General features: G+C 71.0%; 17 protein-coding genes. 13 read left to right on the top strand and 4 right to left on the bottom strand.

The genetic code is table 11. From position 1 onward, the window contains the following. Window positions 1–10 precede the first annotated feature (10 nt). Window positions 11–640 (bottom strand): YceI family protein, encoded by a 630-nt coding sequence (locus tag ACOJV7_RS00795; RefSeq protein ID WP_420188250.1) that lies wholly within the window; start codon window positions 638–640, stop codon window positions 11–13. 152 nt (window positions 641–792) lie between these two features. Between ACOJV7_RS00795 and ACOJV7_RS00790 the strand changes: the two genes are divergently transcribed. Beyond that, on the top strand, window positions 793–1,770 hold the full coding sequence (locus ACOJV7_RS00790; RefSeq protein WP_420188249.1) for a homocysteine S-methyltransferase family protein: 978 nt from the start codon (window positions 793–795) through the stop codon (window positions 1,768–1,770). Window positions 1,771–1,794: 24 nt separating this feature from the next. Further along, entirely contained in the window at window positions 1,795–3,312 is a 1,518-nt protein-coding gene (miaB, locus tag ACOJV7_RS00785) for a tRNA (N6-isopentenyl adenosine(37)-C2)-methylthiotransferase MiaB (RefSeq protein ID WP_420188248.1), read from the top strand. A gap of 88 nt (window positions 3,313–3,400) precedes the next feature. Here the strand turns inward: miaB and ACOJV7_RS00780 are convergent, their stop codons facing one another. Beyond that, a complete protein-coding gene (locus ACOJV7_RS00780) occupies window positions 3,401–3,610 on the bottom strand; it encodes an antitoxin (protein WP_420188247.1) in 210 nt (69 codons plus the stop codon). Window positions 3,611–3,719: 109 nt separating this feature from the next. On the opposite strand from ACOJV7_RS00780, the gene def reads away from it, so the two are divergent. From def to ggt, 4 genes are read left to right on the top strand one after another with little or no spacing between them, the layout of a single operon-like run. After that, window positions 3,720–4,376, top strand: a complete 657-nt coding sequence (gene def / locus ACOJV7_RS00775; protein ID WP_420188246.1) for a peptide deformylase — start codon at window positions 3,720–3,722, stop codon at window positions 4,374–4,376. Beyond that, window positions 4,366–5,295, top strand: coding sequence for a tRNA (adenosine(37)-N6)-dimethylallyltransferase MiaA (miaA, locus tag ACOJV7_RS00770; RefSeq protein ID WP_420188245.1), 930 nt, complete (start codon window positions 4,366–4,368; stop codon window positions 5,293–5,295). The genes def and miaA overlap by 11 nt, the downstream gene beginning before the upstream one ends. Beyond that, window positions 5,288–6,181: a diaminopimelate epimerase gene (dapF, locus tag ACOJV7_RS00765; RefSeq protein ID WP_420188244.1), complete on the top strand. Its 894-nt coding sequence runs from the start codon at window positions 5,288–5,290 to the stop codon at window positions 6,179–6,181. The genes miaA and dapF overlap by 8 nt, the downstream gene beginning before the upstream one ends. A 57-nt stretch (window positions 6,182–6,238) precedes the next feature. Then, the gene (gene ggt, locus ACOJV7_RS00760) at window positions 6,239–8,071 is read left to right on the top strand and encodes a gamma-glutamyltransferase (protein WP_420188243.1); all 1,833 of its coding nucleotides are present in this window, start codon (window positions 6,239–6,241) and stop codon (window positions 8,069–8,071) included. Between the two features lie 65 nt (window positions 8,072–8,136). Here the strand turns inward: ggt and ACOJV7_RS00755 are convergent, their stop codons facing one another. Beyond that, a complete protein-coding gene (locus ACOJV7_RS00755; protein ID WP_420188242.1) occupies window positions 8,137–8,760 on the bottom strand; it encodes a class I SAM-dependent methyltransferase in 624 nt (207 codons plus the stop codon). 21 nt (window positions 8,761–8,781) lie between these two features. Between ACOJV7_RS00755 and hflX the strand changes: the two genes are divergently transcribed. The 4 genes from hflX (at window position 8,782) to ACOJV7_RS00735 (ending at window position 14,007) form a co-directional block, all read left to right on the top strand. Next, complete coding sequence (gene hflX / locus ACOJV7_RS00750; protein ID WP_420188241.1) at window positions 8,782–10,263, top strand: GTPase HflX; 1,482 nt, start codon at window positions 8,782–8,784, stop codon at window positions 10,261–10,263. A gap of 36 nt (window positions 10,264–10,299) precedes the next feature. Continuing rightward, window positions 10,300–11,361, top strand: coding sequence for a GNAT family N-acetyltransferase (locus ACOJV7_RS00745; protein WP_420188240.1), 1,062 nt, complete (start codon window positions 10,300–10,302; stop codon window positions 11,359–11,361). Window positions 11,362–11,849: 488 nt separating this feature from the next. Then, the gene (locus tag ACOJV7_RS00740) at window positions 11,850–12,893 is read left to right on the top strand and encodes a nucleotidyltransferase family protein (RefSeq protein WP_420188239.1); all 1,044 of its coding nucleotides are present in this window, start codon (window positions 11,850–11,852) and stop codon (window positions 12,891–12,893) included. Window positions 12,894–13,395: 502 nt separating this feature from the next. Further along, window positions 13,396–14,007 (top strand): hypothetical protein, encoded by a 612-nt coding sequence (locus ACOJV7_RS00735; RefSeq protein WP_420188238.1) that lies wholly within the window; start codon window positions 13,396–13,398, stop codon window positions 14,005–14,007. 525 nt (window positions 14,008–14,532) lie between these two features. Here ACOJV7_RS00735 and ACOJV7_RS00730 read toward each other — a convergent pair. Next, entirely contained in the window at window positions 14,533–17,127 is a 2,595-nt protein-coding gene (locus ACOJV7_RS00730; protein ID WP_420188237.1) for a DEAD/DEAH box helicase, read from the bottom strand. A gap of 152 nt (window positions 17,128–17,279) precedes the next feature. Here ACOJV7_RS00730 and ACOJV7_RS00725 point away from each other — a divergent pair, with 152 nt between their 5' ends. The 3 genes from ACOJV7_RS00725 to ACOJV7_RS00715 all read left to right on the top strand — a co-directional run bounded on the left by ACOJV7_RS00725 (window position 17,280) and on the right by ACOJV7_RS00715 (window position 23,283). After that, on the top strand, window positions 17,280–17,987 hold the full coding sequence (locus ACOJV7_RS00725) for a hypothetical protein (RefSeq protein ID WP_420188236.1): 708 nt from the start codon (window positions 17,280–17,282) through the stop codon (window positions 17,985–17,987). Window positions 17,988–18,039: 52 nt separating this feature from the next. Then, window positions 18,040–20,775, top strand: a complete 2,736-nt coding sequence (locus ACOJV7_RS00720) for an MGH1-like glycoside hydrolase domain-containing protein (RefSeq protein WP_420188235.1) — start codon at window positions 18,040–18,042, stop codon at window positions 20,773–20,775. Between the two features lie 228 nt (window positions 20,776–21,003). After that, complete coding sequence (locus ACOJV7_RS00715) at window positions 21,004–23,283, top strand: ATP-dependent DNA helicase (RefSeq protein WP_420188234.1); 2,280 nt, start codon at window positions 21,004–21,006, stop codon at window positions 23,281–23,283. Window positions 23,284–23,306: the final 23 nt, after the last annotated feature.

Genomic DNA, 23,306 nt, shown 5'->3' with positions numbered 1-23,306 from the left:
CTGCGCGTCGTCAGACGGCGGCCGGCACCTGGGCGATGGCCGAGATGTCGAACTCGAGCGTGACCTTCTCGCTCACGAGGACGCCGCCGGTCTCGAGGGCGGCGTTGAAGGCCAGGCCCCAGTCGCCGCGGTCGATCGTCGTCGCACCCTCGAAGCCGATGCGGGTGTTGCCGTAGGGGTCCTTGGCCGAGCCGGTCTCCTCGAAGTCGATGGTGACCGGGTTGCTCCGGCCGTTGATCGTGAGGTCGCCGGTGATGCTCCAGACGGCGCCCTGGCGGGCGACCTTCGACGACACGAAGGTGATCGACGGGTGGTTCTCGACGTCGAAGAAGTCGGGGGTCTTGAGGTGGCCGTCGCGCTGCTCGTTGCCGGTCGTGACCGAGGCGGCAGCGATGGTGACGGTGACCGAGGAGGCAGCCGGGTTGACGGTGTCGACGTGGGCGGTGCCCTCGAACTCCTCGAAGCTGCCGCGGACCTTGGTGACCATCGCGTGGCGGGCCGAGAAGCCGAGGCGCGAGTGGCTCGGGTCGAGGACGTAGTCGCCGGCGATGTCGGAGACGTAGGCCGAGCTCGAGGCCGGGGCCGGCTGGGCGGCGGCGGTCGTGGTCGTGGTCTTGGGGGAGCGGGAGAAGAGGCCCATGATGCGCGTCCTTCGAGTAAGTGGTTGTTGGTTCAACTAAACGATGACAGATGAAAGTTGTCGTGTCAAGTATTGGATGTCGTGAAGGTCATGCGCCAACGGCTCGGACGGGAGCACTCTGGAGGGCAGCCACGAGAAAGGCGGCCCGGGACATGAGCGCGCACATGGAGTCGGGGCCCTCGCGCGGGGCCGTCATTGCAGGCACCGGTCCGCGTTGGGTCACCGACGGAGGCCTCGAGACGGACCTGATCTTCCACCACGGGGTCGAGCTGTCCCACTTCGCTGCGTACCCGCTCCTCGACTCCGGGGACGGCCGTGCGTTGCTCACCGACTACTACTCCGGCTATGCCGAGGTGGCGCGCCGGGCCGGGGCCGGGCTCCTCCTCGAGACGCCGACGTGGCGGGCCAACCCGGACTGGGTCGCCGCCGTGGGCGGGAGCCCGGACGACGTCCGGCGGGTCAACCTCGAGAGCGTCGTGCTTCTCGCAGCCCTGGGGGAGTCGCTCACGGCCGCCGGCGCCCTGACGCCCGACGGGGACGGGCCAAGCGGGTTCCGAGTGTGCGGGACGGTGGGCCCTCGCGGCGACGGCTACGTCCCCGGACAGGAAACCACCGCGGACGAGTTCGCCGACTACCACTCGGCCCAGGTGTCGACCTTCGCCGAGAGCGGAGCCTCTCAAGTGACGGCGCTGACCCTGACGACGGTCGCCGAGGCAGTCGGCGTCGTCCGGGCCGCCCGGGCGCACGGCATCGGCGTCGCGGTGTCGTTCACCGTCGAGACCGACGGTCGCCTGCCCGACGGGACGCCGCTGGCCCAAGCGGTCGCCGAGCTCAACGAGCAGGCCGCGCCCGACGGGCTGCTCGTCAACTGCGCCCACCCGGGCCACATCGCCCGCGCGCTCGAGGGCGATGACTCGTGGACGAGCAGCGTGACCGGGCTGCGGGTCAACGCCTCGCGCCAGTCCCACGCCGAGCTCGACGCCGCCGAGGAGCTCGACGAGGGCGACATCCCCGATCTCGTGGCCGAGCACGAGCGCCTCGCCGCCCGGCTCCCGAACCTCGACGTGGTGGGTGGCTGCTGTGGCACCGATGTCCGCCACGTCGCTGCGCTGTGGGGAGTGGACGGCTGAGCAGCACGTACCCTTGTCGGTGCGATGACTGACCTCAAGACCTACGACGTGCGCACCCACGGCTGCCAGATGAACGTCCACGACTCCGAGCGGCTCGCCGGGCTGCTCGAGACGGCGGGCTACGTCGACCTCGCGAGCGTGCCCGCGACCGAGCGCCCCGACACCGCCGACGTCGTCGTCTTCAACACGTGCGCCGTGCGCGAGAACGCCGACAACAAGCTCTACGGCAACCTCGGCCAGCTGCGCCCGGCCAAGACCCGCAACCCCGACATGCAGATCGCCGTCGGCGGCTGCATGGCCCAGAAGGACCGCGCGAGCATCGTCCAGCGCGCCCCGTGGGTCGACGTCGTCTTCGGCACCCACAACATCGGCTCGCTCCCGGCCCTGCTCGACCGTGCCCGTCACAACAAGCGCGCCGAGGTCGAGATCCTCGAGTCGCTCGAGACCTTCCCCTCGAACCTGCCGACGCGACGCGACTCCGCGTATGCCGCGTGGGTGTCGATCTCGGTCGGCTGCAACAACACGTGCACGTTCTGCATCGTGCCGAGCCTGCGCGGCAAGGAGACCGACCGCCGGCCCGGCGACGTCCTCGCCGAGATCCAGGCGCTCGTCGACCAGGGCGTCGTCGAGATCACCCTGCTCGGCCAGAACGTCAACACCTACGGCGTCGAGTTCGGCGACCGCCTCGCATTCGGCAAGCTGCTGCGTGCCTGCGGCGAGATCGACGGCCTCGAGCGCGTCCGCTTCACGAGCCCGCACCCGGCCGCGTTCACCGACGACGTCATCACCGCGATGGCCGAGACGCACAACGTCATGCCGAGCCTGCACATGCCGCTGCAGTCCGGCTCCGACAAGGTGCTCAAGGACATGCGCCGCTCCTACCGCAGCGCGAAGTTCCTCGGCATCCTCGACCGCGTGCGCGAGCAGATCCCCGACGCTGCGATCACGACCGACCTCATCGTCGGCTTCCCCGGCGAGACCGAGGAGGACTTCGCCGAGACCCTCCGCGTCGTCGAGCAGTCGCGCTTCTCGAGCGCCTTCACCTTCCAGTACTCCATCCGTCCCGGTACCCCCGCCGCGACCATGGACGACCAGGTTCCCAAGGCCGTCGTCCAGGAGCGCTTCGAGCGGCTCGTCGCCCTCCAGGACGAGGTGTCGTGGGCCGAGAACCGCGCCATCCAGGGGCGCACCGTCGAGGTCCTCGTCGCGCCCTTCGAGGGCCGCAAGGACCGCGAGACCTCGCGGATGAGCGGTCGCGCCCGTGACAACCGCCTCGTCCACTTCACCGTCCCCGAGGGTGGCGAGCGCCCCCGTCCCGGCGACATGGTGAGCGTTGACGTCACCTACGGCGCCCCGCATCACCTCGTCGCAGACGGCGCCCTTAACGGCGGCACGTATGCCGTCCGCCGCACCTCCGGTGGCGACGCCTGGGAGGCGCTCCAGGACGCCCCCGTCCCGGGCAAGCCGGCCGTGAGCCTCGGTATGCCGTCGATCGGGAAGCCGGCCACCGCTCCGGTGAGCGCTCCATCCTGCGGCGTCTGACCGGCATACGAACCGTTCGGACGCCCCTCGGACGCACGCAGCAGGAGGGCCCGACCGCGCGGACGTGGTCGGGCCCTCCTGGCGTCGCTCAGGACTGCTCGGCCGTCCCGGCCTCGCCGGCCTGGCCGGAGTCGCCGATGCGGTCGTCGAGGAGGTCGCGCCCGGAGTCCACGTGCTCGGCGCCGACTCCCTTGCCCTCGGCGAACTCGCCGGCCTGGTCCAGGCCGCGGTCGCTGTGCTCCTCGATCTTGTCGCTGTGCTCCCCGGCCAGGTCCTTCGCCTTGTCGAACATGCTCATGGTTCGCTCCTTCGTGTGGGACTTCAGGACCCTTCCCACTGTGCCGCAGCCGTCGTCCGGTGGACCCGGGAGGCGCAGGGCATCTCGGGCGATCTGAGAGAATCCCCGCATGACGATCCGTCCCATCACCATCACCGGCGAGCCGGTGCTCCACCGCCGGGCCGAGCCCGTCGAGGTCATCGACGACGGCATCCGCGAGCTCGTGGCCGACATGTTCGAGACGATGGACGCCGCCCGCGGAGTCGGCCTCGCGGCTCCCCAGGTGGGTGTCGGGCTGCGGATCTTCACCTGGCAGATGGACAACCGTGACGGCATTCCGGCTCGTGGCGTCGTCATCAACCCCTTCGTCACCTCGAGCAAGCCGCCGGTCGGCGACCCCGACCCGCACGACGAGTCCGAGGGCTGCCTCTCGGTGCCGGGGGAGTCGTTCCCGCTGCGCCGCGGGGAGACCGCGACCCTCACGGGTCTCGACCTCGACGGCAACGAGATCTCCTACTCCGCGACTGGCTGGTTCGCGCGGATGTTCCAGCACGAGTACGACCACCTCAACGGCTTCCTCTACGTCGACCGGCTGCAGGGCAAGTGGGCGCGCAAGGCCAAGAAGGCCGTGAAGTCGCAGGGCTGGGGCACGCCCGGCCAGACGTGGATGCCCGGCACCGACCGCGACCCCTTCGGGCACGACGACGTCGACGAGGAGTCCGAGGACTTCGGCACCGTCCCCGAGGGCGGGCACACGGAGGCGACCGAGGACGAGCTTGCCCGCTGACGGTCCGCTCGTCGTCGCGGTCGTCGGCCCGACCGCCAGCGGGAAGTCCGAGCTGGCCCTGCGCGTCGCCGAGGTGATCGGCGGCGAGGTCGTCGGCGCCGACGCCATGCAGCTCTACCGCGGCATGGACATCGGCACCGCCAAGCTCTCCCCGGCCGAGCGTCGCGGCATCCCGCACCACCAGGTCGACGTGCTCGACGTCACCGACGAGGCGTCGGTCGCGCGCTACCAGGTCGAGGCGCGGGCCGACATCGACGACATCCGGGCTCGTGGACTGCACCCGATCGTGGCGGGCGGCTCGGGTCTCTATGTCCGGGCAGCCCTCGACCACCTCGACATCCCGCCGACCGACCCGGCGGTGCGCGCCCGGCTCGAGGAGCAGGCGGACGACCTCGGCGCCGAGGTGATGTTCGCGCTCCTCACCGAGCGCGATCCCGTTGCGGCACAGTCGATCGAGCCACGCAACGTGCGGCGGGTCATCCGGGCGCTCGAGGTCGTCGAGATCACCGGTCGCCCCTTCAGCGCCTCGATGCCGGAGCGACGCAGCCTGCACCCGACGGTGACCGTCGGGCTGCTCCCGCCGCGCGAAGTGCTCGACGAGCGCATCGACACGCGGGTCGACTGGATGTGGGAGGACGGCCTCGTCGACGAGGTTCGCGAGCTGCTGCCCCATGGCATACGGGAGGGACGCACGGCGTCGCACGCCCTCGGCTACGCGCAGGCCCTTGCCGAGATCGACGAGGTCATGAGCACCGAGGAGGCGAGGGCGGAGACGGCGCGGCTGTCCCGGCGCTACGCACGGCGGCAGGAGTCGTGGTTCCGGCCCGACCCGCGCACGACGTGGTTCGACCCCACTGCCGAGGGCGCGCTCGACGAGGCCCTCGCCCACGTCCGCCGCGCCGTCGCGGACAATGGCTGACATGCCAGCCGACTCGCGCAGCCTGCGCTTCACCAAGGGGCACGGGACCGAGAACGACTTCGTCGTGCTCGCCGACGTCGACGCGCGCCTCGACCTCGACGCCGACCTCACGAGGCGCCTGGCCGACCGTCACGCAGGCATCGGCGGCGACGGGGTCATCCGCGTCGTCCCGACGGCCTCGGCGGACGAGGAGTCGGTGCGGGCGCTGGCTGACCGCGCGCCCTGGTTCATGGACTACCGCAACGCCGACGGCTCGGTCGCCGAGATGTGCGGCAACGGCACCCGCGTCTTCGCGACGTTCCTCCGGCGCGAGGGCATCGAGACCGCCGATGAGTTCGAGATCGCCACCCGTGCCGGCATCAAGGGCATCCGCTTCGAGGGCGACCTCGTTGCGACCCACATGGGCCCGTGGCGCCTGGCGGACGAGGACCGGGCGCGCGCGGACGGGTTCGACGCCCTGGTCCACGTCGCCGGGCACGGCGACCCGTGGTCCGCCCTGTCGGTCGACATGGGCAACCCGCACACGGTCGTCGCGCTGCCCGAGGGCGTCGACCTCGACGGCCTCGACCTGCTCCATGTCCCCGAGGTGCGGCCGGTGCCGCCGCACGGCACCAACGTCGAGTTCGTGCGGCTCGTCGGACCGGCCCACATCACGATGCGCGTCCACGAGCGAGGCGTGGGGGAGACCCGCTCGTGCGGCACCGGTGTGTGCGCCGCCGCCTTGGCGACGAGCTTCTGGGCGGGGGACCCCGAGCCCACCCGCGACTGGACCGTCGACGTCCCGGGTGGCCGGCTGCGCGTGCGCGCCCTGCCGGGCCACCAGGTGGAGCTCGCCGGACCCGCCGCCCTCGTCGCCGACGGTGAGGTCGACCTCTCCGCCCTCTGACGCCCCGGCCCGCTGCTCGACATGCGGTACCAGCGAGTCACTTCTAGCGTCGAGGACATGAGAACTCCCGCAACGGTCCTCGCCCTCGTCACGGCCAGCGGAGTGGCGGCAGCACTCGCGCTCCCGGCCACCGCCGCACCACAGGCGCCACCGGGTCGCACCGGTCCACCACCGGTGGGGCACGAGCTCCCCAAGGTCCCGGTCATGACCGGCGGCGGCGGCGCGGTCGCCTCGGTCGACCCCGTCGCCTCGCAGGTCGGCATCGACATCCTCGAGAAGGGCGGCACCGCCGCCGATGCCGCGGTCGCAACGGCAGCCGCCGTCGCCGCCGTCGAGCCCTACTCGTCGGGCATCGGTGGCGGCGGCTTCTTCGTCCATTACGACGCACAGACCCGCAAGGTCACGACGATCGACGGGCGCGAGACGGCGCCGGCGTCCTTCGACGAGAAGGTCTTCCTCCGCCCCGACGGCACGCCGATGGACTTCATGACCGTCGTCAACTCCGGCCTCTCGGTGGGTGTCCCCGGCACCCCGGCGACGTGGGACGCGGCCCTGCGCACCCACGGCTCGATGACCCTCAACCAGGTCCTCAAGCCCGCCGAGGAGATCGCCCGCAAGGGCTTCGTCGTCGACGCGACCTTCCGCCAGGACACGCTCGACAACGCCGAGCGGTTCTCGATGTTCCCTGCGACGGCCGCGATCTACCTGCCGGGCGGTCAGCCGGTTCCCGTCGGGGGCGTCCAACGCAACCCCGACCTCGCCAGGGCCTACCGCGAGCTGCGCACACACGGGATCGCGTCGCTGCACACCGGCCGCATGGGACAGGACCTCGTGCGCGAGGTGCAGAACCCCACGACCGCGCCGGGGGTCACCGTCCCCAAGGGACAGATGACCGCGGCCGACCTCGCCGCCTACCGGGTCAACCACAAGGCCCCGACGCACAGTGAACACCGCGGCCTCGACGTCTACGGCATGGACACCCCGAGCAGCGGCGGCATCGCCGTCTCGCAGATCCTCAACCTCCTCGAGTCGTTCGAGGAGCGCACCGGCCGCACGGTGGGCGACCTCAGCGAGGCGGAGTACCTCCACTGGTTCAGCGAGGCGTCGGCGCTGGCCTTCGCCGACCGCAATCGCTGGGTCGGGGACGTGCCGGGGGTGCCGACCGCCGAGCTCACCTCCCAGGCGTTCGCCGACGAGCGCTCCTGCCTCTTCAGCGACGACACCGCGCTCAAGCGCCCCGTCCCGTTCGGCACTCCCGACGGCGACTACGACGACACGTGCGCACCGGCGGGCACCACGCGGCTGCCCAAGGACGGTCAGTCGACGACCTCGCTCACCGTGGCCGACAGGTGGGGCGACGTCGTCACCTACACGCTGACGATCGAGCAGTACGGCGGCTCCGGCATCGTCGTGCCCGGCTGGGGGTTCCTGCTCAACAACGAGCTCACCGACTTCAACTTCGCCCCGACGATGAAGGGCGTGCCCGACCCCAACCTGCCCGGCCCCGGCAAGCGGCCGCGCAGCTCGATGAGCCCCACGATCGTGCTCGATGACGGCAAGCCGTTCCTCACCGCGGGCAGCCCCGGAGGGGCAACGATCATCACGACCGTCGCCCAGGTCATCGCCGGGGTCGTCGACCGCGGGCTGCCCGTCGACGACGCCGTGGCTGCCCCGCGCCTGTCCTCGCGCAACGGCACCGAGGAGGCGGAGACGGCGATCTTCGCGACGGCCATCGGTGACGAGCTGCGCGCCAAGGGACACGTCCTGCGCTCGCGGCCGGTCATCGGCAACGCCACGGCGATCCGCAGCCTGTCACCGTCGCTCTGGACGGCCGCGGCCGAGCCGGTGCGTCGGGGCGGCGGGTCGGCCATGGTCGTCGACCCTCAGTGACGCGCTGAGCAGGGGAGCGGGGCACCGCGTCGGTCGTCCGACGCGGTGCCCCGCTCCGCATCACGTCAGGGGTGGCGGACCTCGAGGACGCGGAAGCCCTTGCTCGACGCATGGCGGGTGCACGGCATACGCAGATCGGACTCGACCCAGCGCTGGAGGCTGTCCGAGCCGAGGTTCTTCTGGACCACGAGGTAGGCGACGCCCTCCGGCGTGAGGCGCGGAAGCCACGTCCGGAGCAGCTCGTGGAGGGCGGTCTTGCCGATGCGGATCGGCGGGTTCGACCAGATGAGGTCGTATGCCGTCTCGTCCGCGACCGCGTCCGGCGTCACCGCGCGCACATGGTCGAGCCCGAGGGCGCTCGCGTTGCGGTTGGTGAGCTCGACGCTGCGCTCGTTGACGTCGACGCCGACGATCTCGGCGTGCTCCGACAGCAGGCCGAGGGTGAGGGCGATCGGGCCCCAGCCGCACCCGAGGTCGACGAACCGGCCGGAGGGCGGGGGGTCGGGCACCTCCTCGAGGAGCACGGCGGTGCCTTTGTCGAGCCCGCCGGGGCTGAAGATGCCCGGTGCGACCTCCACCCGCACCCGCCGGCCGGCCAGCGTGACGTCGAGCGGACGGCGTTCGTCGGCGGTGGCCGGCCGAGCCGTGAAGTAGTGCTCGCGCGAATCCGTTCGCCCCGAGTCGGTCATAGGTGAGACCCTAGAGGGAACATGACTGCACGACACGACATCTTCTCCGGCCAGGCCGAGGCCCTCTCCGACGAGGCCTACGACGACGACGGCTTCCTTCTCGAGGGCGAGGACGACACCGACCGCCCCTCCGCTCTGTACGACGGTGACCAGCTCGAGCGCGAGGAGCGCGCGGCCCTGCGCCGCGTCGCGGGCCTCTCGACGGAGCTCGAGGACGTCACCGAGGTCGAGTACCGCCAGCTCCGCCTCGAACGAGTCGTCCTCGCGAGCGTCTGGTCCGAGGGTTCGCTCGTCGACGCCGAGAACTCGCTGCGCGAGCTCGCCGCCCTCGCCGAGACCGCGGGCGCACACGTCCTCGAGGGCCTCATCCAGCGGCGGCAGAAGCCCGACACCGCGACCTACCTCGGCAAGGGCAAGGCCGAGGAGCTGCGCGACATCGTCATCAGCGAGGGCGCCGACACCGTCATCTGCGACACCGAGCTCGCTCCTTCGCAGCGACGTGCCCTCGAGGACGTTGTCAAGGTCAAGGTCATCGACCGCACCGCCCTCATCCTCGACATCTTCGCCCAGCACGCCAAGAGCCGTGAGGGCAAGGCCCAGGTCGAGCTGGCCCAGCTCCAGTACCTCCTGCCGCGCCTGCGCGGCTGGGGTGAGTCGATGTCGCGGCAGGCTGGTGGCCAGGCGGCCGGCGGCCAGGGCATGGGCTCGCGTGGCCCGGGTGAGACCAAGATCGAGCTCGACCGCCGACGCATCAACAGCCGCATTGCCAAGCTCAAGCGCGACATCGCCGGCATGAAGACCCACCGCGACACCAAGCGCGGCAGCCGCCGGGCCAACGGCATCCCGAGCGTCGCCATCGCCGGCTACACCAACGCCGGCAAGTCCTCGATCCTCAACCGGCTCACCGGTGCCGGCGTGCTCGTCCAGAACCAGCTCTTCGCGACCCTCGACCCGACGGTGCGCCGCAGCGAGACACCGGACGGGCGCGAGTTCACCTTCACCGACACGGTCGGGTTCGTCCGCCAGCTGCCGCACCAGCTCGTCGAGGCCTTCCGCTCGACGCTCGAGGAGGTGGCTGACTCCGACCTCCTGCTCCACGTCGTCGACGGCTCGCACCCCGACCCCGAGGGCCAGATCTCCGCGGTCCGCGCCGTCCTCGCCGACGTCGACGCGACCGACGTCCTCGAGGTCATCGTCGTCAACAAGGCCGACATCGCCGATCCCGAGGTCGTCGACCGCATCCTGCGCCACGAGAAGCACGCCGTCGCCGTCTCGGCCCGTACCGGCCAAGGGCTCGACGCCCTGCGCGCCCTCATCGCCGACGAGCTGCCGCAGCCCGACATCGACGTCGACGTCCTCCTGCCCTACGGCCGGGGCGATCTCCTGAGCCGGATCCACGACGAGGGCGAGATCCTCGCGAGCGACCACGTGAGCGAGGGCACCCGCGTCACGGCGCGCGTCAACGCCGACCTCGCGGCCGAGCTCGCGGCATACGGGGTCTGAGGTCTTGTTGCGAATCCTTCGCAATAGGATGCTCGTATGCCGTCCCCGTCGGTCGTCGAGACCTCCCGCCTGACCCTGCGCCCGCCGACGTCGGGCGACCGTGACGCGTGGGTGCGGCTGCACCGCGATCCGCGCACCTACTGGCACGCCCCACACGCGATGTCGCAGAGCGACGACGACGCCGCGGACTTCCTCGACCGCACGCTCGCGCACTGGGACGAGCACGGGTTCGGCTTCTGGCTGGCACAGGACCGGGGGACCGGTGACGTCGTCGGGGTCTGCGGGCTCAAGGTCATCGAGGACGCTTTCCTCAACCTCTACTACCGGCTCACCCACGACAGCCTCGGACGCGGCCTGGGTCGCGAGATGTCGCGGGCGTCGGTGGCCCACGCGGTCGAGTGGCTGCCGCGGCTGCCCGTCCGGGCCCTCGTCAAGGAGGTCAACACGCCGTCGGTCGCCACCGCCCTGGGGACCGGTCTCGAGCGCGCCGGCACCCGCGTGCTCCACGACGACCTGCCCGACGAGCCGCCGTCGACCGTCTTCGAGGCGCCAAGCATCGAGGCTGCGACGACCTTCGACGCCGGGACCCATGAGGAGGTGCTCGACCTGTGGGTGCGCACCAACGAGGCGGGCGGGGCCGTGGGCTTCCTGCCGGGTGCGCCGCGTGCGCGGGTCGAGGCGGCGCTGAACGCCTCGGAGGAGCGGATGGCCGAGGGCTCTCGTGTCGCCGTCGTCCAGCGTTCCGCTGCGGACGGCAGGCTGCTCGGGCTCGCGTTCCTCGCGGATGCCGGCGGGCGGCTCCAGGCGCACGAGCGCTGGGTCTACACCGTCATGACCGAGCCCGAGCGCCGCGGACAGAACCTCGGCCGCCTCCTCATGGCCGGCACGCACCGGGTGGCCCGCGAGGCCGACATCGAGATCCTCACCCTCGGCGTCCGCAGCGGCATGGGCACGACGGCGTTCTACGAGGCCTGCGGCTACCGCGAGTCCGGGCGCATCCTCGGCGGCATCCGGGTCGGCGACGGTGACGACCGCGACAACATCACCATGACCCGCCGCCTCGACGGCCGCACGCTCATCCCCGACGCGCGCGGCTGACCGAACCCGTCGGCCAGCAGGTTTGACGGGCCTCACGCCTCGAAAGCTTGGCCGCCGTGAAGTGGCTCACGACAGGATGCACGATTCAGGCCCTATGAGCGGCCGTCGGAGGCGCCGCACCCGCGTGGTTGGACGCACCTCTGACTCAGGAGCGGGTCGCGGCATGAGCGGACGTTCGTACCCGCGTCATGCGCGGTCAAGGGGACGGCCGATTCGCCGAGACGACGACTACACGGTCGCGCCCCTGGCAACAACGTGAGGTGGAAGCTTTGACGCGCCGCGGACTAGTGACCTTCGGGGCCAGGGCGCGGCCATCCCAGATGCCTGAACGGGGCGGGCCGGTGGAGACGCGGGGGGTCTGTCGGTGGGGCGGAGTACCCTTATCACATGGTTGTAGTTCATCTCTCTCCGGGGTGGCTACGCCGGGGTATGGCGTCTCAGCGTGGAGGCGGCACCATTCCGCCCACGTGTAGAGATGAGGACACCCGATGGGTTTCACCGCACAGCTCTTGGACGACGTCCGTGCCCAGCTGGCACCGGACCAGGCCTCGCTGGACGAGGCCCGGGCTCGCCGCGAAGCGGTCCGCGGCGCAGCGCTGAGCTTCAACGGAGGTCGCCGCACGTTCGCCTCCGGCTCCTTGGCGCACGGAACTGCGAACTGCCCTATCCATCTTCGGGACAAGGGGCTGGATGCCGACTGCGGTGTCGTCCTCGACCGTCGTGTCTACCCGTGGCTGGGGCCGGACTCCGCCTCGGATGAGGGACCGAACGAGATCGTGGAGGAGTTGCGGTTCCACATCCAGAACGAGGTCGGACGCAGCTACCCCAAGGTGGAGGTCACGACGACGAAGCGTGCCATCCTGCTGGAGTTTCACGAGCCGCTGGCCAGCGGGCAGGACCCAACGGTCGACCTTGTCGTCGGCTTGGACCGGGTCAGCGCCCAGGGTTTGTGGATTCCGAACACCGAGACCAACGAGTGGAACGCCTCTCACCCCGAGGGGCACACCAGCCTCCTGACGGGGGAGCCCAAGAGCCTGCGCGTCACCCGAGCGCGGGCCATCCGCCTGGCCAAGGCCGAGAACAAGCGCGTCCCGGAACCGCTGCTGTGCTCGTTCAACATTGAGGCTCTCGCCCTGATGTTCGTGGCCCCCGGCGCCGGAGTCCCGCAGGCCTTGGTGCGGCTGTGGCGCGATGGTGCGGTTGACTTGCGGGCTCGGCTCACCCCGGATCCGGCAGGGGTGTCAGCACCGATCAAGTGCGCCGACCGGTACGCGGCTGCTGACCGGTTCGACACTGCCGCGTCTCGTTTGGAGGCGGCGCTGGCCCACGACGAGAACGAGACCTGGGTGCGTCAGCAGCTCGCTTCCCTGTGGCCGGAGTTCGTGGCCGGCGACCGGAGCGGGGTCACCAAGGCCCGCGCCTTGGCCGCACTGAAGAGCGCCGCACCGCTGTCGGTCACCACGGGCGGGGTTCTCAGTGCAAGCACGGGGCTCGAGTTGAAGAACCCCCGGTCGTTCGGGACATCCCGCTGAGGGGTCGCCCGCCTCGACCGCGACACCCGCAGTCGTGGCTGCAGGACTACCCCACCCGGTCTCGGGTGGAGGCCGAGCTGCGTGCCGCCTACCCCGACCTGCGCGTTCGGCGTCGCCGCGCCGGCCGTTCGTGGGTGCACGTGTACACCGCCACGGTGGCCGTGCCCGGCTACCCGTCGCGCGTCGTGACCGCCGAGTTCGACCGCCGCTTCGCCAGTCACCCCGAGGTGTACGCAGACGGGCCGACTGAGTCCCCGCACCGGTTCGACGGTCGTGGTGGCACACGCCTGTGCGTCTGGTTGCCCTCGGACCCATCGGGACGTCGCTGGGTCCCCGACGACGGACTGCTGCGCCTGTTCGGCATGGTGCAGACGCACCTGCTCAAGGAGGCGTGGTGGCGCGAGAGCGGGCAGTGGGTCGGGGACGAAGCTCCGCACTCTCCCAGCCCAGGCCAAGCTCGACTGGACTAGGCACGACCCGACCGCACGAAGGGAGACACACTGTGACCGCGACGCCCTGGCCCACCACCACGGCTTCGACCTCAACGACGACGGGGGTCCCGGCCGCGACAACGGTAGGCACCGAAGGAAGCGGGGTGCTGGGACTGCTGTTGACCGGCGCCGTCTTAGCCGCCGTCATCGGCGCCATCGTGAACACCGTCTTGGCTCGGCGCAAGAGTCTGGAAGAAGAACGTGCCCGAGTGCGGGGCGTCTTCGCCGAGGCGTTCGAGGCCGCCGCTGCCTATAAGGAGTTCCCGTACTCGATTCGCCGCCGGCGCCACGACGAGCCTGAAGCCGAACGGGTTCGTCTCGCCGAGGCGATGTCCGGCGTCCAAGCGAAGCTGTCCTACTACCTCGCGTGGACAACTGCTGAGTCTGAGCAGGTCGGCAGCGCATACGCCGACCTAGTTAATGAGCTTCGCCGGGTCGCCGGGTCGGCCTGTCACGACGCGTGGCTCGCGCCGGCCACGACCACCGATGCCGACATGAATATTCCCCTGTCTGTGGTCGACTTGCGCGGTATAAAACCGCTCGAGGACGCGTACGTAGCAGCGTCACGGGAACACCTTCAGCAGTTTCTGGCATTTCGGTCCCTGCTGCGGGGACGGCACTGATCACGGTCCGCGCTACCGCGCGCTGGATCACCTCGACGACGAACCACAGGCTTATCCCACCGAGTCGAACCCGGGAGGGCGGACGTATTGCGGGTACCCGTTGCTCCACGAAGGGCGCTCACCACGCTGAACTCAAGATTGGCGCCTGGCCGCTGTCACACGATTCGGCTGTACTCATGCATGCATCACCTTCCACGCTCGGGCATACCTCTCCATCCTCACGAACGTCGGTCTGTAGGCACGAGCGGCCGAGGGGACCCGCGGTCGAGGTGCGCCTAAGTGGGCGAAGAGACCCGGAACGACATCTAGCGCTCATCGGCATGTGGGTGAATCGAACGCCCGACACACGGGTAGCCCCATAGTGGGCGGAATGACGCGTCTAATGTCGACCGGACCTCGGTAGATCCAGACGTTCGATTCCGGCGAGCGCTTCGAACTCTTGACCTGGCTGACTGAGCTTGTCCTCGTGCGTGCGCGTTGAGATGGCACGCTCGGGCACGCAGCGCCCGTGCCCTCGGCCTTGGGTCAGAGCCGCCTCAGATCCGTGGCTGTGATGACGAGCTCTCCTGTGGCGTCGCTGGCGTCGAGGTCGACGACGGCCTCGATGCCCCAGTCGTGGTCGTCGGCGGGGTCGGCGAGGACCTGACGAACGCGCCAGATGCGGTGCTCGGTGTCGTCGTCCAGCCCCGGCACAACATCGCGGGCGGGCGTGATCTGGAGCAGCTGGGGGCCACGCGCGTCGGCATCGGTGCCGATGGTGCCGTGCTCGTCCCAATACGCACCGAGCGCGACGTCCCAGGCATCCAGGTCCATGACCCGCGACCGACCGTCCTCAGGCACGGCGGCGGCGTCGGCCTCGAGCCGAGCGAGCGCCTCGATGTCGTCGCGCTCGGCGAGCTCGACCCGGCGCCACATCGCCTGCCGCACCATGGCGCGGAAGGCCCTGTCGTTGGCCGTGATCGGGCGCGGCGGCGGTGGCGCTTCTCCGTGCGCTGCCGCGGCGTTGCGCACCGACTCCGGGTCGGTGAGCGCGGCCCACTCGTCGATGAGCGAGGAGTCGGTCTGGCGGATCGTCTCGCCGAGCCACTCGATGAGCGTGTCGAGCTCCTCGCCGCGGTGTGCCTCGGGCACGGTCTGGCGCAGCGTGCGGTAGGCGTCGGAGAGATAGCGCAGGACGACGCCCTCGGAGCGCGATAGCCCGTAGCGGCGGATGAGGTCGCCGAAGCTCATCGCCTGCTCCCACATCTCCCGGACGATGCTCTTGGGCTCGAGGGCGTCATCGTGCAGCCACGGGTGGGTCTGGCGATAGGTCTCGTATGCCGGCTCCAGCAGCTCGAGGAGCGGGCGCGGCCAGGTGATCTCCTCGACGATGGCGGTGCGCTCGTCGTAGTCGACGCCCTCGGCCTTGAGCTCGGCGATGCGCTCGCCGCGGGCCGCCCACTGCTGCGCGCGCAGGACCGGGCGGGGTGAGTCGAGGACGGCCTCGACGACCGAGACGACATCGAGCGCGTGCGTCGGTGACTCGGCGTCCAGGAGGTCGAGCGCCGCGAGCGCGAAGTGGGCGAGCGGCTGGTTGAGCGCGAAGTCCGCCGGCAGGTCAACCGTGAGCTCGACGGTGCGACCGTCGGCTGCGGGCTCCGGCAACCGAACGACGACCCCGGAGTCGAGGAGCGAGCGCCCGAGCCGGATCGCGCGTCGGGCCAGCTTGGCCTGACCGGCGAGTGACTCATGGTTGTCGCGCACGAGCCGGCTCACCGCCCCCACGGGGTCGCCGGGTCGGGCCATGAGGTTGAGGATCATCGCGTTGTCGATCCGCATCCTCGAGGTGAGCGGCTCCGGCTCGCTCGCAACGAGCTTGTCGAAGGTCTGCTCGGTCCAGACGATCGAGCCCTCGGGTGGCTTGCGGCGCTGGACCTTGCGGAGCTTCTTGGGGTCGTCGCCGGCCTTGGCGATGTTGCGCTCGTTCTCGATGACGTGCGGCGGCGCCTGGACGATGACCGAGCCGCTCGTGTCGAAGCCGGCCCGTCCGGCGCGGCCGGCGATCTGGTGGAACTCGCGCGAGCGGAAGACGCGGTCGCGCTGCCCGTCGAACTTCGCCAGACCGGTGAACAGCACCGTGCGGATCGGGACGTTGATGCCCACGCCGAGGGTGTCGGTCCCGGCGATGACCTTGAGCAGGCCTGCCTGTGCGAGCTGCTCGACGACCCGGCGGTAGCGGGGGAGCAGCCCGGCGTGGTGGACGCCGATGCCGCGACGCAGCAGACCGGACAGGGTCTTGCCGAACCCGGCGGCGAAGCGCACCGGTGCGAGGCGCTCCGCGATGGCGACCTTCTCCTCCGGCGTGAGCAGCTTGAGGGTGACGAGCGAGGCGGCGTGCTCGGCAGCGAGCTGCTGGGTCGGGTGGACGACGTAGACCGGGGCCTGGTGGGTCGTGACGATCTCCTCGACCATCTCCGCGAGCGGTGTGAGCGACCACGTGAAGGACAGCGGCACCGGACGCTCTGCCGTCGTCACGAACGCGACCTCGCGCCCGGTCCTGCGAGTGAGGTCGTCCGAGATCGACGCCATGTCACCCAGGGTCGCCGACATGAGGAGGAACTGCGCCTGCGGCAGCTCGAGCAGCGGCACCTGCCACGCCCACCCCCGCTGGCCGTCGGCGTAGTAGTGGAACTCGTCCATGACGACGAGGCCGACGTCGGCCGAGGAGCCCTCTCGCAGCGCGATGTTGGCGAGGACCTCGGCGGTGCAGGCGATGATCGGGGCATCGGCGTTGACCGACGCGTCACCGGTGAGGAGGCCGACGTTCTCGGCGCCGAAGACGTCGCACAGCGCGAAGAACTTCTCGTTGACGAGAGCCTTGATCGGTGCGGTGTAGAAGCTCACCCGGTCACCGGCGAGCGCGGCGAAGTGGGCGGCGACGCCGACGAGCGACTTGCCCGAGCCCGTGGGGGTGGCGAGCACGACATGACGGCCCGACACGACCTCGATGACCGCCTCGTCCTGGTGGGGGTACAGAGCGATCCCGGACTCCTCCGCCCAGGCCGAGAACACGGCATACAGGGTGTCGGGGTCGGTCGTGACGGAGGTGAGGGCGCGCTCGGCCAGCGGGTGGGAGGTCATTGCGGGGAATCCTCCCATCCCGCGCCGGGCACGTCCGAGGCAGAGCGGGGACCACCCGGAACTGCCCGCGGAGTCGGGACACCGACCCCTGCCGAACGGGACGCTCCCGGGGCCACTCTCGACGCATCCACCCTCCACGAAAGGACAGCGCGATGCGCACCAACCCCCATCGGATCCGCCGCCTCACGACCGGGACGACCCTGTGCCTCGCCGCGGTCCTCATGGTCACCGCCCTCTTCGTCGACCCCGGCACCTGGGGCGACGACCGCGAGGTCGTCAGCTACCAGGACAACCCGGCCCTCGCGCAGCTCCAGTCCGCGCTCTACCACTGGGGCTACCTCCTCATGGCGGTCGCCGTCCTCGGCCTCGCCCACTTCACCCGCCGCCGGGCGGTCCTCGCCGGGCACGTCGTCGCCGGCGTGGCCGCCATCGGCTGGATCAACCTCTCCGCCCTGCTGCTCACCGACCCGGTCAACTGGTGGTTCGGCGAGCGCTACGCGCCGGAGGAGGCCGAGCGGCTCACCAACGAGGTCCTCGAGATCCCGGGCGTGATCTTCGGCTTCATGGTCCCCGGCCCGTTCCTCGCGCTCGGCGGCACGGTGGCGCTCTTCGTCATCCTGTGGCGGGCCGGCTTCGTGCGAGTCTGGGTGCCGCTCCTGTTCGCCGCGTGGGTCGCCGGCAGCTTCACCGTCCCCTACGGCCCCGCCGCGATTCCGCTGTGGCTCGCCGGCACCGGCGTCCTCGCCCACCTCGGTCTGCGCATCCTGCGGATGACCGACGAGGCGTATGCCGGCCACGACGCCGCGCTGCCTGCGGCACCTGCCGCTCCGGACACCTCGGTCCTCGCCCGGCAGGCGTAGCCCGCCGTGGCGTCCCGCCCCCACCTCGGCACCCCCGTGCCAAGGTGGGGGCATGACGTCGGTGGAGCCGGAGGAGCCCGCCCTCACCGAGGAGCACCTCCGGCTGCGGGACTCGCCCGACGACGGCGACCCGTGGCGCGCCTGGGGTCCCTACGTCTCGGGACGCCAGTGGGGGACCGTGCGCGAGGACTACTCCGACGACGGCGACGCGTGGTCGTTCTTCCCCTTCGACCACGCCCACGCCCGGGCCTACCGCTGGGGTGAGGACGGCATCGCCGGGCTCTGCGACCGCTACGGCTTCCTCAACCTCGCCGTCGCCATGTGGAACCGCAAGGACGACCGGCTCAAGGAGCGCTGCTTCGGCCTCACCAACGGCGAGGGCAACCACGGCGAGGACGCCAAGGAGTACTGGTGGCACCTCGACGCCACCCCGACGCACAGCTGGGCCCAGCACCTCCACCGCTACCCACAGGCCGCCTTCCCGTATGCCGTCCTCCGCGAGGAGAACGCGCGTCGCGGTCATGGTGACCCCGAGTTCCAGCTCGTCGACACCGGTGTGCTCGACGAGGACCGGTTCTTCGACGTGGTCACGACGCACGCGAAGGCGTCGCCGGGAGACGTCCTCATGACCATCGAGGCGACCAACCACGGACCCGACCCGGCGCCCCTCGACCTCGTGCCGCAGCTGTGGTTCCGCAACACGTGGGCCTGGGGTCGTGACGACCGCACCCCGACGATCGAGGTCGTCGAGGACGCGCCCGCCGGGATGGTCGTGCTTCGCGCGACACACGCCCACCTCGGTGTCGTGCACCTCGTCGCCGAGGGGTCGCCCGAGGTCCTCGTGTGCGACAACGAGACGCATGTCGAGGCGGTCTTCGGGGAGGGCGAGAGCCGCAGCCCCCACCCGAAGGACGCGGTCGACCGTGCGGTCGTTCACGGCGACCCGAGCCTCCTCGAGACCGACGGCCGGGGCACCAAGGTGGCGCTGCGGCACTCCTTCGACGCGGTCGCGCCGGGTGAGACCGTGCGGGTCCGCCTTCGGCTGCTCGACGACGCCTGGGCCGAGGGCACTGCCGCGCGGGTCGTGCCCGACCCGTCCTCGCTGCACGACGCCTTCGGGCCGGAGTTCGACGAGGTGCTCGCCACACGCCGGGCCGAGGCCGACGCGTTCTATGCCGCCGTCATCCCCGACGCTGTGGGCGACGAGGAGCGGCTCGTGGCCCGGCGGGCGTTCGCCGGGCTCAACTGGGGCAAGCAGCTCTACCGCTACGACGTGCGCGAGTGGCTCGAGGGCGACCCGGCCTACCCGCCCCCGCCGGACTCGCGAGGGGCCCGGGAGCCCGCCGGCCGCAACACGTCGTGGACCCACCTCGCGCTCGCCGACGTCATCTCGATGCCCGACGAGTGGGAGTATCCGTGGTTCGCGGCCTGGGACCTGGCCTTCCACACCGTCGCCATCGCGCACATGGACCCGCAGTTCGCCAAGAACCAGCTCCTGCTCATGTGCCGGGAGTGGAGCCAGCACCCCAACGGCCAGCTGCCGGCATACGAGTGGCAGTTCGGCGACGTCAACCCGCCGGTCCACGCGTGGGCCGCGTGGCACGTCTACGTCCTCGACGGCGCGCGCGACCACGGCTTCCTCGTGCGGGTCTTCACCAAGCTGCTCTTCAACTTCTCGTGGTGGCTCAACCGCAAGGACTCCGACGGGTCCAACCTCTTCGAGGGCGGCTTCCTCGGGATGGACAACATCAGCGTCTTCGACCGCTCGCGCGAGGTGCCGCAGGGGTGGCGGCTCGAGCAGTCCGACGCGACGAGCTGGATGGCCTTCACGTGCCTCCAGATGCTGCGAATGGCGCTGGAGCTGAGCCGCGTCGACCGCGCGTGGGACGGGCTCGCGACGACGTTCCTCGAGCACTTCTTCTCGATCGCCGAGGCGATGGAGGCGTTCGGCACGGAGCAGGTCTCACTCTGGGACGAGACCGACGAGTTCTTCTACGACGTCCTCGTCGACGAGGAGGGCAGGGGCTCGCCGGTGCGGGTCCGCTCGCTCGTCGGGCTGCTGCCGCTCATCGCCGTCGCCAACGTGCCCGCCTGGGCCTTTGACGAGCTCGGCGACTTCACGTCAAGGCTGCGCTGGCTCCAGGACCGCCGACCCGACCTCACCGACTCGCTGCTGCACAGCCAGGACGGCGAGGTCGTCCACAACAGCCTCACCCCGGTCGTCCGGCCGCGCCTCGAGGCGATCCTGCGACGGCTCTTCGACGAGGACGAGTTCCTCTCGCCGCACGGCATCCGCTCGCTCTCGGCGGCCTACCGCGGTGGCACCGAGGTCGACGCGGGTGGCACAACGGTGCACATCGCCTACGACCCGGGGGAGTCCTCGACCGGCATGTTCGGTGGCAACTCCAACTGGCGCGGACCGGTGTGGTTCCCCGTCAACGTCCTCATCCTCGACGCGCTGCTCGTCCTCGCCGATGGGGCCGACGGCGACCTCCGCGTCGAGTTCCCCACCGGTTCGGGGCGGCCGGTTCCGCTGGAGGAGGCGGCGATCGGGCTGCGGCAGCGGCTCATCGACCTCTTCCTCCCCGGGGCGGACGGGCGCCGGCCCGGCACCCCGCGCGAATACCCCGGCGGCCCGCTCTGGGACCCGCACCCGACCTTCAGCGAGCACTTCAACGGCGACACCGGCGTGGGTCTCGGGGCCTCCCACCAGACCGGCTGGACCGCGCTCGTCGCGCACCTCGTCTGCACCCCGCCCGACAGCCTCCGCGAGGAGGTGGACACCTGAGCGGATGACCGTGCGTGGACAACTCGCCAATTCCTCGGGTTCGGCACGGGACACGCCGGTATGCCGTCGGCCCACCTGCGTGCACAACTCGCCAATTCCTCGGGTTCGGCACGGGACACGCCGGTATGCCGTCGGCCCACCTCCGTGCACAACTCGCCAATTCCTCGGGTTCGGTACGGCTGTGGAGGGCACGACGTCGGTGTCGGCGGGACGGCATACCCTGTGTCGGTGCCGACCCTCGACGACCTCCTCGCCGCAGCGGTCAGCTCGGTCGGGGGAAGCGAGCGGGCCGGACAGGTGACGATGGCCAAGGCCGTCGCCGACGCGATCGACACCGGCACGCACCTGCTCGTGCAGGCGGGCACCGGCACCGGCAAGTCACTCGCCTACCTCGTCCCCGCGGTCCAGCACGCCATCGACGCCGGCAAGCCGGCCGTCGTCGCCACCGCGACCCTCGCCCTCCAGGCGCAGATCGTCGACCGCGACATGCCACGCGTCGCCGACGCCCTCGCCCCGCTGCTCGGCCGGCGACCGACCTACGCGATCGTCAAGGGCCGCCGCAACTACCTCTGTGCCCACAAGCTCGAGGGCGGCTTCCCCGACGACGACGCCGACAGCCTCCTCGGTGTCGGCGCCGTCGACCAGCAGGCCGGCCGCCTCGGTCAGGAGGTCGTCCGGCTGCGCGAGTGGGCCGGCGAGACCGAGTCCGGGGACCGCGACGAGCTCGTTCCCGGTGTCTCCGAGCGGGCGTGGCGCCAGGTGTCGGTGAGCGCACACGAGTGCATGGGCAGCAAGTGCCCGATGGTCGCCGACTGCTTCGTCGAGCGCTCGCGCGATGCGGCCAAGGACGTCGACGTCATCGTCACCAACCACTCGTTCATGGCGATCGACGCGTTCGAGGGGCGGCAGATGCTGCCCGAGCACGACGTCCTCGTCGTCGACGAGGCGCACGAGCTGGTCGACCGGGTCACGGCCACGATCACCGACGAGGTGACCCCAGCGATGGCGCGCACCGCCGCCAAGCGCGCCGGCAGGCAGGCCGACTCGAGCGAGACCATCGACGACGCCGGCACCTTCCTCGAGTCCGTCCTCGACGAGATCCCCGAGGGCCGGCTCACCGGCGTCCCCGACAACCTCGCGCTGGCGCTCGCCCGCCTGCGTGACACGACCCGCCAGGTCCAGACCGAGCTCAAGCCGGCGCAGGGCCAGGAGGTCGACGGTGCGCGCCAGGTCGCCCGAGCCGCCGTCGACGAGCTCAACGAGAACGCCTCGCGCATCCTCGAGGAGCGAGAGCTCGACGTCGTGTGGGTGAGCAAGGACCCGCGGCGGGGGAGCGTGCTGCGGGTGGCGCCGATGAGCGTGGCGATGCTCGTGCGCGACAAGGTCTTCGAGGACCGCACCGTCATCCTCACTTCCGCGACCCTCGAGCTCGGCGGCACCTTCGACGCCGTCGCCGGCACGATCGGGCTGCGCGGCGAGGGCTCTCCGTCGTGGACCGGGCTCGACGTCGGCAGCCCGTTCGACTACCCCCAGCAGGGCATCGCCTACGTCGCCAAGCACCTGCCGCCACCCGGCCGCGACGGCGCGTCGCCCGAGGCGATGGACGAGATCGAGACGCTCGTCCGCGCCGCCGGCGGCCGTACGCTCGGCCTCTTCTCGTCGATGCGCGCCGCCCGCGCCGCGACCGACGAGATGAGGGAGCGCCTCAAGGACCTCGACGGCGAGGTCTCGGTCCTCTGCCAGGGCGAGGACCAGATCTCAACGCTCGTGCGGCAGTTCGCCCGCGACCCGCGCACCTGCCTCTTCGGCACGCTCAGCCTCTGGCAGGGGGTCGACGTCCCGGGCTCGAGCTGCCAGCTCGTCATCATCGACCGCATCCCCTTCCCGCGTCCCGACGACCCGCTCGCATCCGCGCGCTCGCAGGCCATCGCCCGGATGGGTGGCAACGGCTTCATGGCCGTGTCCGCGACCCACGCCGCGCTCCGCCTCGCCCAGGGCGCAGGCCGCCTCATCCGTCGCGGCGACGACCGTGGCGTCGTCGCCTTCCTCGACTCGCGGATGATGAGTGCCCGGTATGCCGGGTTCCTCCAGCGCTCGCTGCCCCCCTTCTGGCCGACCTCGGACCGCGACCTCGTCCTCAACGCGCTCAAGCGCCTCGACGCCACGGCGCCGCCGCCGCTGCCCGTGGCCGACCCGGCGCTGCGTGGGCTCACCGGCGCCCTCAAGGGCACGTCGATGGGCGATGCCGAGGTCAAGGGCGAGGTCGACGCCACCGACACCCGCCCCGTCGCGACCGCCCCTCCGGCCGCTCCGTCCGCGCGCACGGCCGTCACGCAGGGCCATGCCTGGACGGACGAGGAGGACGAGGAGCTGCGCGACGGCGTGGAGCTCGGCCTCAGTGTGGAGGAGCTGGGGGAGTCGCTCGAGATGCCCTCCGACGTCATTGCCGCGAGGCTCGCAGGCCTCGGTCTCGAGGCCGGCGCCGGCTCCACCCTGAGCCTCGACTGACATGCCCGCCGTGCCCGGACCCT

This window comes from Knoellia tibetensis (genome assembly GCF_048606415.1).
GTDB classification, from domain to species: Bacteria; Actinomycetota; Actinomycetes; order Actinomycetales; family Dermatophilaceae; genus Knoellia; species Knoellia tibetensis.
This window is presented reverse-complemented; position numbering and strand designations above follow the sequence as displayed.

Excerpts from the sequence above, each read along its gene's own strand:
- ACOJV7_RS00795 (WP_420188250.1), bottom strand. The coding sequence starts at position 640 with ATGGGCCTCTTCTCCCGCTCCCCCAAGACCACGACCACGACCGCCGCC.
- ACOJV7_RS00790 (WP_420188249.1), top strand. The coding sequence starts at position 793 with ATGAGCGCGCACATGGAGTCGGGGCCCTCGCGCGGGGCCGTCATTGCA.
- miaB (WP_420188248.1), top strand. The coding sequence starts at position 1,795 with ATGACTGACCTCAAGACCTACGACGTGCGCACCCACGGCTGCCAGATG.
- ACOJV7_RS00780 (WP_420188247.1), bottom strand. The coding sequence starts at position 3,610 with ATGAGCATGTTCGACAAGGCGAAGGACCTGGCCGGGGAGCACAGCGAC.
- def (WP_420188246.1), top strand. The coding sequence starts at position 3,720 with ATGACGATCCGTCCCATCACCATCACCGGCGAGCCGGTGCTCCACCGC.
- dapF (WP_420188244.1), top strand. The coding sequence starts at position 5,288 with ATGGCTGACATGCCAGCCGACTCGCGCAGCCTGCGCTTCACCAAGGGG.
- ggt (WP_420188243.1), top strand. The coding sequence starts at position 6,239 with ATGAGAACTCCCGCAACGGTCCTCGCCCTCGTCACGGCCAGCGGAGTG.
- ACOJV7_RS00755 (WP_420188242.1), bottom strand. The coding sequence starts at position 8,760 with ATGACCGACTCGGGGCGAACGGATTCGCGCGAGCACTACTTCACGGCT.
- hflX (WP_420188241.1), top strand. The coding sequence starts at position 8,782 with ATGACTGCACGACACGACATCTTCTCCGGCCAGGCCGAGGCCCTCTCC.
- ACOJV7_RS00745 (WP_420188240.1), top strand. The coding sequence starts at position 10,300 with ATGCCGTCCCCGTCGGTCGTCGAGACCTCCCGCCTGACCCTGCGCCCG.
- ACOJV7_RS00740 (WP_420188239.1), top strand. The coding sequence starts at position 11,850 with ATGGGTTTCACCGCACAGCTCTTGGACGACGTCCGTGCCCAGCTGGCA.
- ACOJV7_RS00730 (WP_420188237.1), bottom strand. The coding sequence starts at position 17,127 with ATGACCTCCCACCCGCTGGCCGAGCGCGCCCTCACCTCCGTCACGACC.
- ACOJV7_RS00725 (WP_420188236.1), top strand. The coding sequence starts at position 17,280 with ATGCGCACCAACCCCCATCGGATCCGCCGCCTCACGACCGGGACGACC.
- ACOJV7_RS00720 (WP_420188235.1), top strand. The coding sequence starts at position 18,040 with ATGACGTCGGTGGAGCCGGAGGAGCCCGCCCTCACCGAGGAGCACCTC.